Origin of the sequence: Azospirillum sp. A1-3, assembly GCF_023806445.1 — a bacterium.
Classification (GTDB): Bacteria; Pseudomonadota; Alphaproteobacteria; order Azospirillales; family Azospirillaceae; genus Azospirillum.
This window is the reverse complement of the sequence record NZ_JAMSLU010000004.1, coordinates 225,533-240,963: the sequence shown is the minus strand read 5'-3', so window position 1 is coordinate 240,963 and position 15,431 is coordinate 225,533. Positions and strand designations below refer to the sequence as shown.

Genomic DNA, 15,431 nt, shown 5'->3' with positions numbered 1-15,431 from the left:
GAGGGGCTGTTGTTGCGATCCATTTTCGACCCGGCTGCGTAACCACGAAGACAGAGTTCGGCAGCGCAGGAGCGTTTGGCAAGCGCATGGAACGACAAGTCGTGATCATCGGCGCGGGACCGGGCGGATTGGCATCCGCGATGCTCCTGGCGCTCACGGGTGCGAAGGTGACTGTGCTGGAGCGCCAGGACCGCGTCGGCGGCCGGTCGGCCGGCTTCTCGATGGACGGATACCGCTTCGACAGCGGCCCCACCTTCTTCCTCTATCCCCGCATTCTGGAGGAGATCTTCGAGGCCTGCGGACGCCGCCTGTCGGACGAGGTCGACCTGATCCGCCTCGACCCGCTCTACCGGCTGGTGTTCGAAGGCGGCGGCGAGTTGCGCGTCCAGGCCCAGATGACGGCGCTGATGGCGGAGATCGCCAAGCTCAGCCCGCGCGACGCCGAAGGTCTGCCGCGCTTCCTGGCCGACAACCGGGCGAAGATGGAGCGCTTCCGCCCGGTTCTGGAATCCGACTTCTCCAGCCCCTGGGCCCTGGCTTCGCTGCCGATGCTGAAGGCGCTGGGCAGGCTGTCGCCGCACCGGTCGGTGGACGCCGACCTGTCCCGCTATTTCCAGGACCCGCGCATCCGCCTCGCCTTCTCGTTCCAGAGCAAGTATCTGGGCATGTCGCCCTTCCGCTGCCCCAGCCTGTTCACCATCCTGTCCTTTCTGGAGCATGAACACGGCGTCTTCCATCCCCGCGGCGGGACGGAGGCGGTGATGGAGGCGATGCGCAGGGTGGCGGAAAGCCTGGGCGTCACCGTGCGGCTGAACGAGACGGTGCGCCACATCAAGTTCCAGGGCCGCCGCGCCGTCGGCGTGCGGACGGAGGCCGGCGACTATCCCGCCGACGCACTGGTCATCAACGCCGACTTCGCGCGGGCGATGACGACGCTGGTGCCCGACGACCTGCGCCGGCGCTGGAGCGACGCCCGCCTCGCCACCAAGAAATTCTCCTGCTCCACCTTCATGATGTATCTGGGCATCGAAGGCAAAGTGGACGGGCTGGACCACCACACCGTCTATCTTGCGGAGGATTACGCCCGCAACCTCGCAGAGATCGAGGAGTGCCGGGAACTGCCGCGCCGGCCTTCGATTTACGTCCAAAACGCCTGCGTCACCGATCCGGAGATGGCGCCGCCGGGCGGCAGCACGCTCTACATCCTCGTTCCGGTCGGCCACCAGCGTGGGCACATCGACTGGCAGGCGGAGGCGCCGCACTACCGCCGGCTCGTGCTGGACCGGCTGGCAGGCTTCGGGCTGGGCGATTTGGAGCGCCGCATCCGGGTGGAACGGGTGGTAACGCCGGCCGACTGGGAAAGCCGGTTCGCGGTGCATCGCGGCGCTACCTTCAATCTGGCGCACAGCCTGGACCAGATGCTGCACCGGCGGCCGCGCAACCGGTTCGAGGATCTGGACGGCGTCTATCTGGTGGGCGGCGGCACCCATCCCGGCAGCGGACTGCCGGTCATCTTCGAAGGCGCACGCATCACGGCGCGGCTGCTGGCCCAGGAACTGGGCCTGCCGACGCCCTGGCGCACAAAGACCATGGGTTTGTCCGGCATGCTGCGGCAGGCCGTTGCAGGGGGGATGGCATGACGGATCGGATCGCGGTGATCGGCGGGGGCCTTGGTGGGCTGGCGGCGGCGGTGGTGCTGGCGGCGCGCGGGCACAAGGTGACCCTGCTGGAAAAGAACGCCTGGGTCGGCGGCAAGGCGGCGGTGCTGGAGGATGGCGGCTTCCGGTTCGACATGGGGCCGACCATCCTGACGGTGCCGCGCGTCCTGCGTCGGATCCTGGAAGAGGCCGGCTGCGACCTCGACCGCGAGTTGGATATGGTCCGGCTGGAGCCCCAATGGCGCTGCTTCTTCGACGACGGCACGGTGCTGGACCTGTCGGAGAATGTCGGGACCATGGCGGCCGAACTGGACCGGCTGGCGCCCGGAAAGGGGGCGGGGGAGGGCTACCGCCGCTTCCAGGCGATGTCGGAACGGCTGCATGGCATCTCCGAACGCTTCTTCTTCTGGAAGTCGGTGGAGGATCTGGGCGACACGCTGAACTTCCGCAACAGCTTCAACGCCAGCACCCTGTCCGACGTGCTGGCCCTGCGGATGGGCAGTACGGTGGCGGGCACCATCCGCAACCATGTGCCGGATGCGCGGGCGGCGCAGATGCTGGACCATTTCACCCAGTATGTCGGTTCCTCCCCCTACGGCTCGCCGGCGGTGCTGTGCGCCATCGCCCATATGCAGACTAACGACGGCGTCTGGTACCCGATCGGCGGCACTCGCGCGGTGCCGGCGGCGCTGGAGCGGGTGGCTGGGCGGCTGGGAGTGGACATCCGCACCAACACCGGTGTCCGCCGACTGCAGGTGGAGGGTGGGCGCGTCGTCGCGGTCGAAACCGACGGGGGCGAGCGCATCCCGGTTTCGGCAGCGGTGTCGAACATGGATTCCGTCCGGACCTATCAGGAACTGGTGGGTGGGCAGCCGGCCAAGCGCTTCTCCAAGCGCCGCAGCTACGAACCGGCCTGTTCCGGCGTGGTGTTCTATCTGGGGCTGGACCGTGCCTACGATCACCTTCTGCACCACGACTTCGTCTTCTCCCGCGATCCGGAGGAGGAGTTCGACTGGATCTATGGCCAGGGAGAGCCGGCACCCGACCCGACCTGCTACATCGCCGCCCCCGCCCGCACCGAACCCGGCGTCGCACCGAAGGGTGGTGAGGCGCTGTATGTGCTGGTCCACACCCCCTATCTGCGCCCGCGCCACGACTGGAGCCGCATGCTGCCGGCCTATCGCCGCGTGGTCTTCGACAAGCTGAAGCGCACCGCCGGCATGGCCGATCTGGAAGATCGCATCCGGGTCGAACATGTGCTGACGCCGCAGGACATCCACGACCGTTACAATGTTCTGAACGGCGCCATCTACGGCTTGGCGAGCCACGGCCGCTTCATGGGCGCCTTCAAGCCCGGCAACCGCTCCCGCGATGTCGAGGGGCTGTATCTGGCCGGCGGGGCCGCCCATCCGGGGCCGGGCATGCCGATGGTGCTGATGTCGGGGTGGATCGCCGCCGACAGCCTGGACCGGGACATGCGCGGCTCCGCCCGTGCCGTGGCCTGACGGAAGGCGGCCCAGGGGATTGACGAACGGCATGACGGACGATCCGGTCGCGTTACGGTCACGGTTTCTCTGCTGGTACTTCGGCGGCGTCATGGCACGGCGGCTGCGGCGCGGCTTCCATGCCATGCGGCTGGCGCGGCCGGGCTGGCCGGTGCTGCCGCCGGGCCGGCCGGTCATCGTCTATCTGAACCACCCGTCCTGGTGGGACCCCGCCCTGCTGATCGTGATGGGGACCACCCGCTTCCGCGGCCGGCCGGGCTTCGGGCCGATCGACGCGGAGATGCTGCGCCGCTACCGCTTCATGCGTCAGATCGGCCTGTTCGGGCTGGAACCCGGCCGAGCCGGGGCCGTCACCTTCCTGCGCACTGCCGAGCATGTCCTGGCCGATCCGCGCGCCATGCTGTGGATCACCGCGGAGGGCGCCTTCACCGATCCGCGCCGCCGCCCGGTGACCCTGCGGCCGGGAATCGCCCATCTGGTGCGCCGGATGCCCTCGGCCCTGGTCGTGCCGCTGGCCATCGAATACCCGTTCTGGGACGAACGCACGCCGGAGGCTCTGCTTCGCTTCGGCGAGCCGATGGAGGCCGCCTGCTTCGCCGATCTGCCGGTGCCGGAGATCGCGGCGGATCTGGAAGGGCGGCTGGAGGCGGTGATGGACCAACTGGCGCTCGACGCGCAAAGCCGCGACCCGGCGCGTTTCCTGACGCTGATGGAGGGAACGGTGGGGATCGGCGGGGTTTACGACCTATGGCGCCGGGCGCGGGCCTGGGCCGGCGGGCAAGCCTTCTCCGCGGCACACAACGATGGGCAGAGGCCGATGCCGCAGCGGGAGGTAAAACGGCCATGAGCGTCATCGACCTGACTGCCGGGCTGTCGCTGGTTCTGGCTCTGCTGCCGCTGGGGCAGGGGATCCTCAACCTCTATCTCTATCGCCGTCCGACCGCTGCCCCGCCGCTGGGCACCGCCGTCAGCATCCTGATCCCCGCCCGGAACGAGGAGGCCGGCATCGCCGCCGCCGTCGATGCGGCGCTGCTCAGCCGTGGTGTCGAGGTGGAGGTCGTGGTGCTCGACGACCACTCCACCGATCGCACGGCGGAGATCGTCCGCAGCATCGCTGCCCGCGATCCGCGCGTGAGGCTGGAGCCTGCACCGCCGCTGCCGCCGGGCTGGTCCGGTAAACAGCATGCCTGTCAGGTGCTTGCCGGTCTGGCGCGCTATCCCGTGCTGCTGTTCCAGGATGCCGACGTGCGTCTGTCCCCCGCCGCCGCCCGCCTGACCAGCGGCGCCCTGCTGTCGGGTGGGAACGGTCTGGTCAGCGGCTTCCCGCGCGAGGAGACCGGGACTCTGGCCGAGGCCCTGGTGATCCCGCTGATCCATTTTCTGCTGCTGGGCTACCTGCCGATAGCGGGGATGCGGCGGTCCACCGACCCGCGCTTCGGCGCCGCCTGCGGCCAATTGATTGCGGTGAGAAAGGACTCCTACCTTCAGGCTGGCGGCCATGCCGCCATCGCCGCTTCGCTGCATGACGGGGTGACGCTGCCGCGCGCCTTCCGCCGGGCCGGGCAGGGCACTGACCTGTTCGACGCCACCGGCCTTGCCCGCTGCCGGATGTATCGCGGCTGGCGCGAGCTGTGGTCCGGCTTCTCCAAGAACGCGACGGAGGGGATGGCGACCTCGGTCGCCCTGCCGGTCTGGACCCTGCTGCTGTTCGGCGGCCATGTGCTTCCCTGGATTCTGCTGGGCTGGGCGGCTCTGCACCCGCTGCCCTTTGCGGCGGTCGTCCTGGCCGGGATGGCGGCGGTGGCCGGGGTGATCTTCCGCCTGCTGCTGGCCGTCCACTTCCGCCAGAGCGTCGTCGGCGCCCTGCTGCACCCGGTCGGAATCCTCATCATGCTGGCGATCCAATGGGTGGCGCTGCTGCGCGCCCGTCATGGCAAGCCGGCGGAATGGCGGGGCAGGGCCTATCCGGCCGGGCCGGGGTCGGACGCGTCATGACCCCCTGGCTGCGCCGCAATGGGCACCGCATCTTCCACCCGCTGGCCGGTGCCGACGCCGCCACGCTGGCAGCCGTGCTGCGCGACGGCGGCGGTGTGGGGCCGCTGCACCTGCACCGCGTCACGACCGCCGCCGGCGCCGCCGCGATCCGCGCGCCGTTCGACCTGCTGGAGCAGCGGCGGGTGAAGCGGCTGGCGGGGCAGGGTAGGTCCGCCGGGCCGCCGCCGCTGTTCATCCTCGGCCACTGGCGTAGCGGCACCACCTATCTGCTGAACCTGCTGGCCCAGGATCCGCGGTTCGCCGCCCCCGATCCGCTGGCGGTCGGCTTGCCCTGGGGCTTCCTCGGCCTGAGTTCCTTCTGGCGCTCAAGGCTGGAGGAATGGCTGCCGCCCGACCGCATCATCGACGCCATGCCGGTCGACCCGACCTCCCCACAGGAGGACGAACTGGCTTTGGCCCTGATGCAGCCGCTGTCCTACTACCACGGCATCTTCTTCCCCAAGCATCTGCGCCGCGCCTTCCGCCAAGGCGTGCTGTTCGAGGATTGCCGGCCGCAAGCCATCGACCTGTGGCGCCGCCGGATGGACCTCTACCTGACCAAGATGCAGATCTATTGCGGCGGCCGGCGCCTGCTGATCAAGAATCCGGCCCACACGCCCAAGCTGGCGGAGTTGCTGGCCCTGCGACCGGACGCCGTTTTCGTCCACATCCATCGCGACCCGTACGAGGTGTTCAGCTCCACCCGCCGCATGCTGCTGACCCTGCTGCGGGAATTCTCGCTGCAATCCTATGATCCGCAGGTGGTCGACGGGCTGGTGCTGGACCTCTATCCCGCGATGATGGCGCGGTTCGACCGTGACCGGGCGCTGCTGCCGCCCGGCCGGCTGGTGGAAATCCGATACGACCGTTTCGTCGCCGATCCGCTGGCGACGCTGGCCGAGGTCTATGACGGGCTCGATCTCGGCCCGTTCGAACCAGTACGGCCGCGGGTCGAGCGCTACCTCGCCGACGTGCGCGACTACCGCCGCGCCCATCATGATCTGGAGGACCCGGCGCGCAGCGCCGTACGCCGGCGCTGGGCCTTCGCCTTCGACCGCTGGGGCTATTGAGCCGTCAGGCTTCGCCGCGTTCCTCGCGCTTGGCCTGCTGCCACAGGGCTTCCATCTCGTCCAGCGTGGCGTCCTGCGGCTTGCGCCCACCGTCGGCCAGCAAGGCTTCGATGCGGTGGAAGCGGCGTTCGAACTTGGCGTTCGTGCCGCGCAGTGCCGCTTCCGGCTCCACCTTCAGCCGGCGGGCGAGGTTGACCAGCGCGAACAGCAGGTCGCCCAACTCATCGGCCACCCGTTCCTGAGCCGAATTGGCGTCCATTTCCGCCCGCAACTCCCGCACCTCCTCCTCGATCTTGTCGAGGATGTCGCGGGCGTCGGTCCAGTCGAAGCCGACGCGCGCCGCGCGGTTCTGCAGCTTCAGCGCGCGGGTCAGCGCCGGCAGCCCGGCGATCACGCCCTCCAGCGCCGACGGCGCCCGGCCTTCCTCGGCAGCCTTGGCCGCCCGTTCAGCCGCCTTGTGCTCCTCCCAGCGCGAGGTCTGCTGGTCGGACGACTTCACTTCCTCCGGTCCGAAGACGTGGGGATGGCGGCGGATCATCTTGTCGGTGATGACACCGGCGACCTCGTCGAAATCGAACAGTCCTTCCTCGCGCGCCATCTGGCTGTAATAGACGACCTGGAATAGCAGATCGCCCAACTCCTCGCGCAGGGCGACCTTGTCGTCCTTTTCGATGGCGTCGGCGACCTCATAGGCCTCCTCGATCGTGTGCGGCGCGATGGAGCGATAGGTCTGCTCCAAATCCCACGGACACCCGCCGTCGGGATTCCGCAGCCGCGCCATCACGTCGAGCAGCCGGTCGATGTTGCGGGTCATGTCGTGCCGTCTCCGATTGCGGGGAGGTGAAAGTCCGCGACGATAGCGGACAGGCGGCGACGGGGGAAGTTTCGCCGCACCGGCACTGACATTCCAAGCTTGCCGCGGAATCAAGCTGAAGTGCGACAACACGTTTTTGTTGATCGGGCGGCCTGCTTTTTATCGATCGCGTCAGGAGAGGAGAGCTCGTACCGGTAGTCCATAGGCTTGATCCGCGCGCCTCCATCGCGATGGCGGATCAAGCCTGTGGACCCACCGGTGCGAGCGGCGGGGCAGGGGAGGCCTGCTGGTTTCACGGCCTCTCATGGCGCTCAGGCGTAGCTGGTATTCACCGCCCGATCTTCGAAGCCGCCAGATTGACCGCAAAGACTTCGGCTGGCGTCCTGTAGTCAAGGCAGCGGCGTGGCGTATTGTTGAGCCGCTTCGCGAGGGCGGCAAGTGCTGAGCCATTGCGCTCCGCTACAGGGATGCCCAGAGGCAAATATCGCCGCAAACGTCCGTTGGCATTTTCAACGCCACCTTTCTGCCAGGGACTGTGCGGATTGCAAAAGTAACTGTCCAACGATAGGCTTTTGTAGGACAGAAACTCCGTTCCCCGGTCAAAAGTAATGGTCCGGCATGCATGATGTGGAAATTTGCCAAGCACTGTTGCGATCCGGCTGATCACCTCGGCTGAGCGACGATCCTCATTGGCTATGAGGATGTGGTATCGGCTCTGACGCTCCTGAAGAGACGTGATGTTGGATTTTCCGAACTGAGGGCTGAAGATCACCAAGTCACATTCCCAGTGCCCGAAACTCTGCCGGGTCTCCACCTCGGCCGGACGATTGGCGATCGAGCGCTCGGCGGGAATCGGACTGCTGCGTGGTTTGCGACCCATACGCTTGCGGCGCCGACGCCGGGCGACGGCCAAAAGCGCATAGAGATTGAGGGTTTTCCCTTCCGGTCCATAGATGAAGCGGTAGATCGTCTCGTGCGACACTGTTGCGCCATCAGAAGCATCCAGTTTGAGGCGGCCAGCAATCTGTTGCGGCGACCAGCCCTCGCGCAGCTTGGCGATCACGTGGTCGCGCAGAACCGGCTTGAGCGTCAGTTTCAATCGACGCCGAGAGCGTCGATCACGGGCATACTTCTGGGCGCTGGTGCAGAAGTAGCCCTTGTACTCCTGGCCCCAGCGATCCCGGAACGGGTCGTGATAGAAGTTGCGCCGGATTTCCCGGTGGATGGTCGACCGGTGACGGCCCAAAGCCTCGGCGATCACCGTCACCGGCATCTTGGCGTCGCGCATGTCCTGGATGCGGCGGCGCTCTGCGAAATCGATCTGCGAATAATGTTCACCCATCAGCGCTCACGACCCGTAAAGCCCTGTGATTACAAGAAAGTTGCACTTCAGAATAGAACCTACCTGCAGTCGCTTAGTAGACGCATAACTTCCGTTATGGAAATTACCTCTTCGATCGATTTGGGTCCGCTTGATCCAAGTCTCACAAGACGCTACTGTATTCCGCAGGGCGTTGACGTGAATTGTTGCGATACCGGGTAGCCTTCGGGTCCGCTGGGGTGCTTCGCTCCCAGGTCAACGCCCTGTCCCTTCAGAGTTTCCTCGCTTCCCTGACCAAGTTTCCCTTTGTGGGGAAATCAATCACCTGCTTCTTGCGCATTCGGTGCAAGGACGAAAGATAGACCTCATTCAGGTTTCCGGTCACCTTGAGAATGGCACATCGCCAAACCCCGTGGAGATGAGCAACCACAACATGTTTATCGCGGTCGGTCCGAACTTCTCCGCTGTCTAAAATTTCTTGAAGGCTGTCGAAGTCTTCACTTGTCCATCGATGCTTCTGATGGGAATCGCGCGTGTCGGATGAGAGAAGCACGCGCATCGTCTTCGCCTTCAGATGCGTCTGGATATCCAACGGCAGCTTGGCAACCACGACCACGCCCGACGCATTGCCTTCCAGAAAGTCCTTCACGCCGACGGAGCCCTCACCACGTTTTACGGTTGTGAGGCTAGCGCAGCCACCGGGAAGGCGAAAGCCCGCGCCTGCATACAACCTCGCGACAAATAGCCTGCCCTTTTCCCTCCCGCACCGCAGCAATCCAGCCATGCGGCAAGCGGGACCGCAGGCGCACTCTGCCCCCTTGCCGGATTTAGATAGCAAACCTATTAAATAGGGATGCTACAAGATAAGCCTCTACGCCTTCCCCCCAATTTCGGTCTGCACCTGTTCCGCGCCTCCCATCTGTGGCGGCGGGCGGCGAACAAGGTGTTGGCGGACAGCGGGTTTTCCACCTCCGCCATCGCGCCGCTGATGCTGCTGGCCGAGCTCGGCGACGGGCTGCGGCAGCGCGAGTTGGCAGACGAGATGGGCGTCGAAGGCCCGTCGCTCGTCCGTCTTCTCGACGGGCTGGAAGCGGCCGGGCTGCTGGAACGGCGCGAGGATACCTGGGACCGCCGGGCGAAGACCCTGCACATGACCGACGCCGGCCGTCAGCTGTTGGTTCAGGTGAATGACGCGTTGAACGACGTCCGCCAGCGGTTGATGGCAGAGGCGACGGAGGCCGATGTGGAAGCCTGCTATCGCGTGCTTTCCATCATCGAGGCCAACGCCAAGCGTGAACAGAACTGACCGGTGCGTGTTCTCCGGGGATGCGCCACGGCCAGGACCGGCCGCGCTGCGCCTCCGGCCGTATCGGTGCGGTGATCAAGGAACCAAGACCGTGACATTTCTTCCTTCCTTCCGGGCCGTGGCCCGGATCGCCGTGACCCTGCTGGTGACCGTGGCGGCGGTCGGCGGCGGACTGTGGCTGTGGGATTACTATATGAACGAGCCCTGGACCCGTGACGGCCGCGTCCGCGCCGACATCGTCCAGATCTCCTCCGACGTCGCCGGGCTGGTGACCGACGTGCGGGTGGCCGACAACCAACTGGTCCACAAGGGCGAGGTGCTGTTCGTCGTCGATCCCGGCCGCTACCGGCTGGCGGAGGAGCAGGCGCAGGCCAACCTCGACAGCGCCAAGGCCGAGTTGGCCTATCGCACCGCCGAGGCGCACCGGTACGAGCAGTTGGGCAACAACGTCGTCTCCACCGCCCAGCGCCAGGAGGTAAACTCGGCGATGGCCAAGGCCGCCGCCGCAACCAAGCAGGCGGAGGCCGCACTCGACCTCGCCCGCTTCAACCTCGGCCGTACGGAGGTGAGGGCGACCGTCGACGGCTATGTCACCAACCTGCAGATGAAGGCCGGCAACTATGTCGCCGCCGGGCAGGCGGTCGTGGCGCTGATCGACAGCCATTCCTTCTATGTCATGGGCTATTTCGAAGAGACCAAGCTGCCGCGCATCCATATCGGCGCCCCCGTCTCGGTCCGGATCATGGGCGTGAGCACCGAACTGCGTGGGCGGATCGACAGCATCACCCGCGCCATCGTCGACCGCGACCGGGCAGAGGGCACCGGGCTGGTCGCCAACGTCAACCCGACCTTCAACTGGGTGCGGCTGGCCCAGCGCATCCCCGTGCGCATCGCCCTGGACGAGGTGCCGGAGTCGCTCCAGATGGTTGCCGGGCGCACCGCGACGGTGTCTGTGGTGGGGGGCCCCGACGGAACGCCGAAGGTCGCCGAACTGCCGGCCGGGCAGTGAGCGCAAGGCGATGCCCAAAGCCCCTACCCTCGACGAGTTGGTCTTTTCGCTGAAGTCCTTCGCCGCCTCCATGCTGGCGCTCTACATAGCGTTCGGCATGGGGCTGCCGCGTCCCTTCTGGGCGATGCTGACCGCCTATGTGGTGTCGAGCCCGCTGTCGGGCACCGTTCGGTCGAAGGCGGTCTATCGCGTCGCCGGTACGGTGGTCGGCAGCATTGCCGCCATCGTCCTGACGGTGGAACTGGTCAATGCGCCGGAGCTGCTGTCGCTGGCGGTCGGGCTTTGGGTCGGCGGCTGCCTGTTCATCTCGCTGCTGGACCGCACGCCGCGCAGCTACGCCTTCATGCTGGCGGGCTACACCGCCGGGCTGATCGTCTTTCCCGGCGTCGCCAATCCGGAGGTGATCTTCGACACCGGGCTGGCCCGGGTGGAGGAGATCATCCTCGGCATCGTCTGCGCCACCGTCATCCACAGCGTGATCCTGCCGCGCGGCATGGGACCGGTGCTGCTCGGCAAACTGGACGCCGCGCTACGCGATGCAGAGCGCTGGACGCTCGACGCGCTGGAACAGGTCACCACCGACACGCGACTGCAAGACCGCCACAGGATGGCGACCGACCTGACCGAACTGCGGGTGATGACCACCCACCTGCCCTACGACACGTCCGATCTGCGCTGGATGACCCGGCCGATGCGGGCCTTGCAGGACCGCATGGTCTATCTGCTGCCGGTGCTGACCGCCGTGCATGATCGGCTGGGTGCGTTGCGGCGGCCGGACGGGGCGATACCACCGGATGTGGCGCCGGTGGTGGCTGCCGTGCGGGACTGGATCGCTGCCGGTGCGGCTGCGGATCCGGCGGACGCCGCCCGGCTGATCGGCTGGCTCGACCGGCTGGAAGCGGAGGAAGCGGGGCGGGCTTCGGCTGGCTGGCAGGCGGCGACACGCTTCAGCTTCATCCGGCGCCTGCGGTCGCTGGTGGAGATCCACCGCGACTGCCGGGACCTGCGGGCGCACATCGCAACGGGCGACCACGACCTGCCCGATCATCTCGACCCGCTGGCCCGCAAGCGCTCCCGCGGCGTCTTCCATCTTGACCAGGGCATGGCGGCTTGGTCGGCGGCGGCGGCCCTGCTGGGCATCACCACCGTCTGCGCCTTCTGGATCCTGACCGGCTGGTCGTCCGGGGCGGCGGCGGCGATGATGGTGGCGGTCTTCACCTGCTTCTTCGCGTCCTTCGACGATCCCGTGCCGGGCATCCGCCTGTTCCTGGTCTACACGCTGGCGTCCATCCCGCTGTCGGCCTTCTATCTGCTTGTGGTGCTGCCGTCCTTCGACAGCTTCCCCATGCTGGTGCTGTGCCTGGCGCCGACGCTGGTGGGCCTGGGCATCTTCGTCGCCCGGCCGGCGACAATGGGCAAGGCGATGGCGCTGATCTTCGGCGTCGGCGGCTCGCTCAGCCTGCTCGACACCGGCAACGGCGATTTCGCCTCCTTCCTGAACAGCAGCACCGGGCAGATCGTCGGCATCGTTACGGCGATGCTGGTCACCCGCATGTGCCGGTCGGTGGGCGCGGCCTGGAGCGCGCGGCGCATGCTGCACATCGGCTGGCGCGAGATCGCCGATCTGGCGCGAATGGGCGGGGTGCCGGCGAATGACGGGTTCGAAAGCCGCATGCTGGACCGCGTCGGGCTGCTGTCGGCCCGGCTGGCGCAGGCCGGTGGGTCGGTGGATGTGGACGCCATCGACGCGGTGCGCGACCTGCGCGTCGGACTGAACGTGGTGGAGCTTCAACGGGCACGCCCTGTTCTGGGCCATGCCGGCGGGGCGGCTCTGGAGCGTCTGCTGCGCGGCGTCTCCGCCCATTTCCGTGCCCTGTCCGCCAAGCGGCCCGACCCGGCGCCGGCCGAGCTGCTGGACAGCATGGACGATCTGCTGTCGGCCATCGATGCAGCCCCACCCTGTCCCGAGCGCGACCGCGCCGTGGTGGCGCTGGCCTCCCTGCGGCGCAGCCTGTTCCCGGACGCAGCCCTGGAGGCGCTGCCGATTGCCCCGGATGGGACCCATGAGCCGCTGCATCAGGAAAGGGCACGCGCATGATCGGTGAAATCGACGTCTACGGCCTGTTCCTGCCGCCGTTGCTGATCCTTGCCGTGGTGGCCTGGGCGGTATCGGCGCTGCTGCGCCGGGGCTTGCGCGCCATCGGCGCCTATGGCTGGGTCTGGCACGCGCCGCTGTTCGACTTCGCGCTCTATGTGCTGGTGCTGAGCGGCCTTGCCGGGCTGTGGTCGATCTGGTCCGCCTGAAATCGTCCACACCATGACGATTGCGGCGTGCTAGTCTGCGCGCCATGACCGCCCCGCTGTCGCAGCCATTTTCCATCCCCGGCATGACGCCCGATGCCGACGCCGAGAGCGCCTGGATCGACGTGATCCGGAAGATGGACGAGACCTATGCCAATCTCGTGACGCAACAGGTGGAGCTGGAACGCAAGAACGCCGAATTGGAGGAGGCGCAGGCCTTCATCGCCAGCGTCCTCGGCTCCATGACCGACGTTCTGATCGCCTGCGACCGCGACGGCCGGATCGAGCAGACCAACCCGGCGGCCGAACGGGCGCTGGGCTGTGCCGGGCGCGAGCTGACCGGGCGGCCGCTGTGCGATTTCCTCGACCCCGCCTTCCATCCCGCCTTCGCCCGCCTGTGCAGCGCCGCCCTTCAGCGCGAGGAGGTCAGCGATGTGGAACTTTCCCTGCGCGGGCCGGCCGGCCCCTTCCCCATCGCAGTCAACAGCACCGTGCGCTACGACCAGCGCGGCCACGCCATCGGGCTGGTTCTGGTCGGCCGGCCGGTGGGTGAGTTGCGCCGCGCCTACCGCGACCTCGCCGCCGCCCATGAAGGGCTGAAGCAGACCCAGCAGCAGCTCGTCCATTCGGAAAAGATGGCCTCGCTCGGCCGGCTGGTCGCCGGAGTGGCGCATGAGCTGAACAACCCGATCTCCTTCGTCTATGGCAACGCCCATGCCATGCGCCGCTATGTCGACCGAATGACCGCCTATCTCGACCGCGTGCATGAGGGGGCTGCGCCAACGGAACTGGCCTCCCTGCGCAAGGAGCTGCGCATCGACCGCGCCCGCGCCGACGCCGCGGCGACGCTCGACGGCATGCTGGAGGGGACGGAGCGGGTGCGCGACATCGTGGCGGAGCTTCGCCGCTTCTCATCGGAACAGAAGCACGCCTCGGAACGCTTTGATCTGACGGGACTTCTTCGCTCCGCCGTCACCTGGGTCGCCAAGGCGCAGATGCCTGACCTGACCGTCGTCTTCGACCTGCCTGACACGCTGGACATCGCCGGCCATCCCGGCCACCTGCATCAGGTCGCCATGAATCTGGTCCAGAACGCCATCGATGCCATGTCCGGCGCGCCGGTCAAGCGGCTGGAACTGCATGGCCGGGAGGAGGCGGGAACGGTCGTCGTCACCATCCGCGACACCGGCCACGGCATTCCCGAGTCCATCGTGGACCGCGTTTTCGATCCCTTCTTCACCACCAAACCGGTCGGCAAGGGCACCGGGCTCGGCCTGTCGATCAGCTACCAGTTGGTGCGCGACCATGGCGGCGATCTGGCCGCCGCGAACCATCCCGACGGCGGGGCGCTGTTCACCCTCACCCTGCCGGCGGCTGGGCGCCGGGAAGGAGACGCGCGATGAGAGAGCGCCCGCTGTCGGTGCTGTGGCTGCAATCGGGCGGCTGCGGCGGCTGTACCATGTCGCTGCTCTGTGCCGAATCGCCGGAGCTGATGACGCTGCTGGAGACCGCCGGCATCCGCCTGCTCTGGCACCCAAGCCTGTCGGAGGAAAGCGGGGCCGAGGCGGTGGACCTGTTCGAGCGCATCCTGTCGGGGGCCGAGGCGCTGGACGTGCTGTGCGTGGAGGGATCGCTTCTGCGCGGGCCGAACGGCACCGGGCGCTTCCATGTGCTGGCGGGCACCGGGCGGGCGACCATCGACTGGGCGCGCGATCTGGCCGCCGTCGCCGGCACTGTGGTCGCGGTCGGCACCTGTGCCGCCTTCGGCGGCATCACCGCGGGAGGCGAGAACATCGCCGACGCCTGCGGCCTGCAGTATGAGGGCACGCAGCGCGGCGGCGCCCTGGGCGCAGAGTTCCGGGCGCGCGGCGGCCTGCCGGTGGTCAATGTCGCCGGCTGCCCGACCCATCCGAACTGGGTGACCGAAACGTTGATGCTGCTAGCCGAGGATGCGCTTGCCGCCGCCGACCTGGATGTCTACCAGCGCCCGCGCTTCTACGCCGACCATCTGGTCCACCATGGCTGCCCGCGCAACGAATATTACGAGTACAAGGCCAGCGCTGAAAAGCCGTCCGACCTCGGTTGCTTGATGGAGCATATGGGCTGTCTCGGCACCCAGGCGCATGCCGACTGCAACACCCGCCTGTGGAACGGCGAGGGGTCCTGCACCCGCGGTGGCTATGCCTGCATCAACTGCACCGCGCCGGGCTTCGAGGAGCCGGGGCACCCGTTCCAGCAGACACCGAAATTCGCCGGCATCCCCATCGGCCTGCCCACCGACATGCCCAAGGCGTGGTTCGTGGCGCTGGCCTCGCTCGCCAAGGCGGCGACGCCGGAGCGGGTGCGCCGCAACGCCGCCGCCGACCGCATCGTCGTCGCCCCCACCGTCCGCCCCACCCGGAAAGGCTGACCC

General features: G+C 67.5%; 13 protein-coding genes and 1 pseudogene. 11 read left to right on the top strand and 3 right to left on the bottom strand.

Annotated features, from left to right (window positions below):
- Positions 1 to 86: 86 nt before the first annotated feature.
- The 5 genes from crtI to M5E06_RS22480 are packed head-to-tail and all read left to right on the top strand — an operon-like array spanning position 87 to position 6,267.
- The gene (gene crtI, locus M5E06_RS22500) at positions 87 to 1,640 is read left to right on the top strand and encodes a phytoene desaturase family protein (protein WP_502802003.1); all 1,554 of its coding nucleotides are present in this window, start codon (positions 87 to 89) and stop codon (positions 1,638 to 1,640) included.
- The gene (locus M5E06_RS22495) at positions 1,637 to 3,163 is read left to right on the top strand and encodes a phytoene desaturase family protein (protein ID WP_252140094.1); all 1,527 of its coding nucleotides are present in this window, start codon (positions 1,637 to 1,639) and stop codon (positions 3,161 to 3,163) included. Before crtI ends, M5E06_RS22495 begins: the two co-directional genes overlap by 4 nt.
- Before the next feature lie 31 nt (positions 3,164 to 3,194).
- A complete protein-coding gene (locus M5E06_RS22490; RefSeq protein ID WP_252140093.1) occupies positions 3,195 to 4,010 on the top strand; it encodes a lysophospholipid acyltransferase family protein in 816 nt (271 codons plus the stop codon).
- Positions 4,007 to 5,158 (top strand): glycosyltransferase family 2 protein, encoded by a 1,152-nt coding sequence (locus tag M5E06_RS22485; protein WP_252140092.1) that lies wholly within the window; start codon positions 4,007 to 4,009, stop codon positions 5,156 to 5,158. Before M5E06_RS22490 ends, M5E06_RS22485 begins: the two co-directional genes overlap by 4 nt.
- Positions 5,155 to 6,267, top strand: coding sequence for a sulfotransferase family protein (locus M5E06_RS22480; RefSeq protein ID WP_252140091.1), 1,113 nt, complete (start codon positions 5,155 to 5,157; stop codon positions 6,265 to 6,267). The genes M5E06_RS22485 and M5E06_RS22480 overlap by 4 nt, the downstream gene beginning before the upstream one ends.
- Before the next feature lie 4 nt (positions 6,268 to 6,271).
- On the opposite strand, the gene mazG is transcribed toward M5E06_RS22480, so the two are convergent.
- The 3 genes and pseudogenes from mazG to M5E06_RS22465 all read right to left on the bottom strand — a co-directional run bounded on the left by mazG (position 6,272) and on the right by M5E06_RS22465 (position 9,186).
- Positions 6,272 to 7,081: a nucleoside triphosphate pyrophosphohydrolase gene (gene mazG / locus M5E06_RS22475; RefSeq protein WP_252140090.1), complete on the bottom strand. Its 810-nt coding sequence runs from the start codon at positions 7,079 to 7,081 to the stop codon at positions 6,272 to 6,274.
- A gap of 171 nt (positions 7,082 to 7,252) precedes the next feature.
- Positions 7,253 to 8,423, bottom strand: a pseudogene (locus M5E06_RS22470) (IS30 family transposase).
- A 250-nt stretch (positions 8,424 to 8,673) separates the two neighbouring features.
- The gene (locus tag M5E06_RS22465) at positions 8,674 to 9,186 is read right to left on the bottom strand and encodes a hypothetical protein (RefSeq protein ID WP_252140089.1); all 513 of its coding nucleotides are present in this window, start codon (positions 9,184 to 9,186) and stop codon (positions 8,674 to 8,676) included.
- Between the two features lie 69 nt (positions 9,187 to 9,255).
- On the opposite strand from M5E06_RS22465, the gene M5E06_RS22460 reads away from it, so the two are divergent.
- The 6 genes from M5E06_RS22460 to M5E06_RS22435 all read left to right on the top strand — a co-directional run bounded on the left by M5E06_RS22460 (position 9,256) and on the right by M5E06_RS22435 (position 15,428).
- The gene (locus M5E06_RS22460; RefSeq protein ID WP_252140088.1) at positions 9,256 to 9,708 is read left to right on the top strand and encodes a MarR family winged helix-turn-helix transcriptional regulator; all 453 of its coding nucleotides are present in this window, start codon (positions 9,256 to 9,258) and stop codon (positions 9,706 to 9,708) included.
- 91 nt (positions 9,709 to 9,799) lie between these two features.
- Positions 9,800 to 10,717, top strand: a complete 918-nt coding sequence (locus M5E06_RS22455; protein WP_252140087.1) for an efflux RND transporter periplasmic adaptor subunit — start codon at positions 9,800 to 9,802, stop codon at positions 10,715 to 10,717.
- A gap of 10 nt (positions 10,718 to 10,727) precedes the next feature.
- Positions 10,728 to 12,815: an FUSC family protein gene (locus M5E06_RS22450; RefSeq protein ID WP_252140086.1), complete on the top strand. Its 2,088-nt coding sequence runs from the start codon at positions 10,728 to 10,730 to the stop codon at positions 12,813 to 12,815.
- Positions 12,812 to 13,021, top strand: coding sequence for a DUF1656 domain-containing protein (locus tag M5E06_RS22445; RefSeq protein WP_109151982.1), 210 nt, complete (start codon positions 12,812 to 12,814; stop codon positions 13,019 to 13,021). The genes M5E06_RS22450 and M5E06_RS22445 overlap by 4 nt, the downstream gene beginning before the upstream one ends.
- Before the next feature lie 44 nt (positions 13,022 to 13,065).
- Positions 13,066 to 14,421: a sensor histidine kinase gene (locus tag M5E06_RS22440; protein WP_252140085.1), complete on the top strand. Its 1,356-nt coding sequence runs from the start codon at positions 13,066 to 13,068 to the stop codon at positions 14,419 to 14,421.
- Positions 14,418 to 15,428, top strand: a complete 1,011-nt coding sequence (locus M5E06_RS22435; RefSeq protein WP_252140084.1) for an NADH-quinone oxidoreductase subunit B family protein — start codon at positions 14,418 to 14,420, stop codon at positions 15,426 to 15,428. Before M5E06_RS22440 ends, M5E06_RS22435 begins: the two co-directional genes overlap by 4 nt.
- The last annotated feature ends 3 nt before the right edge of the window (positions 15,429 to 15,431 follow it).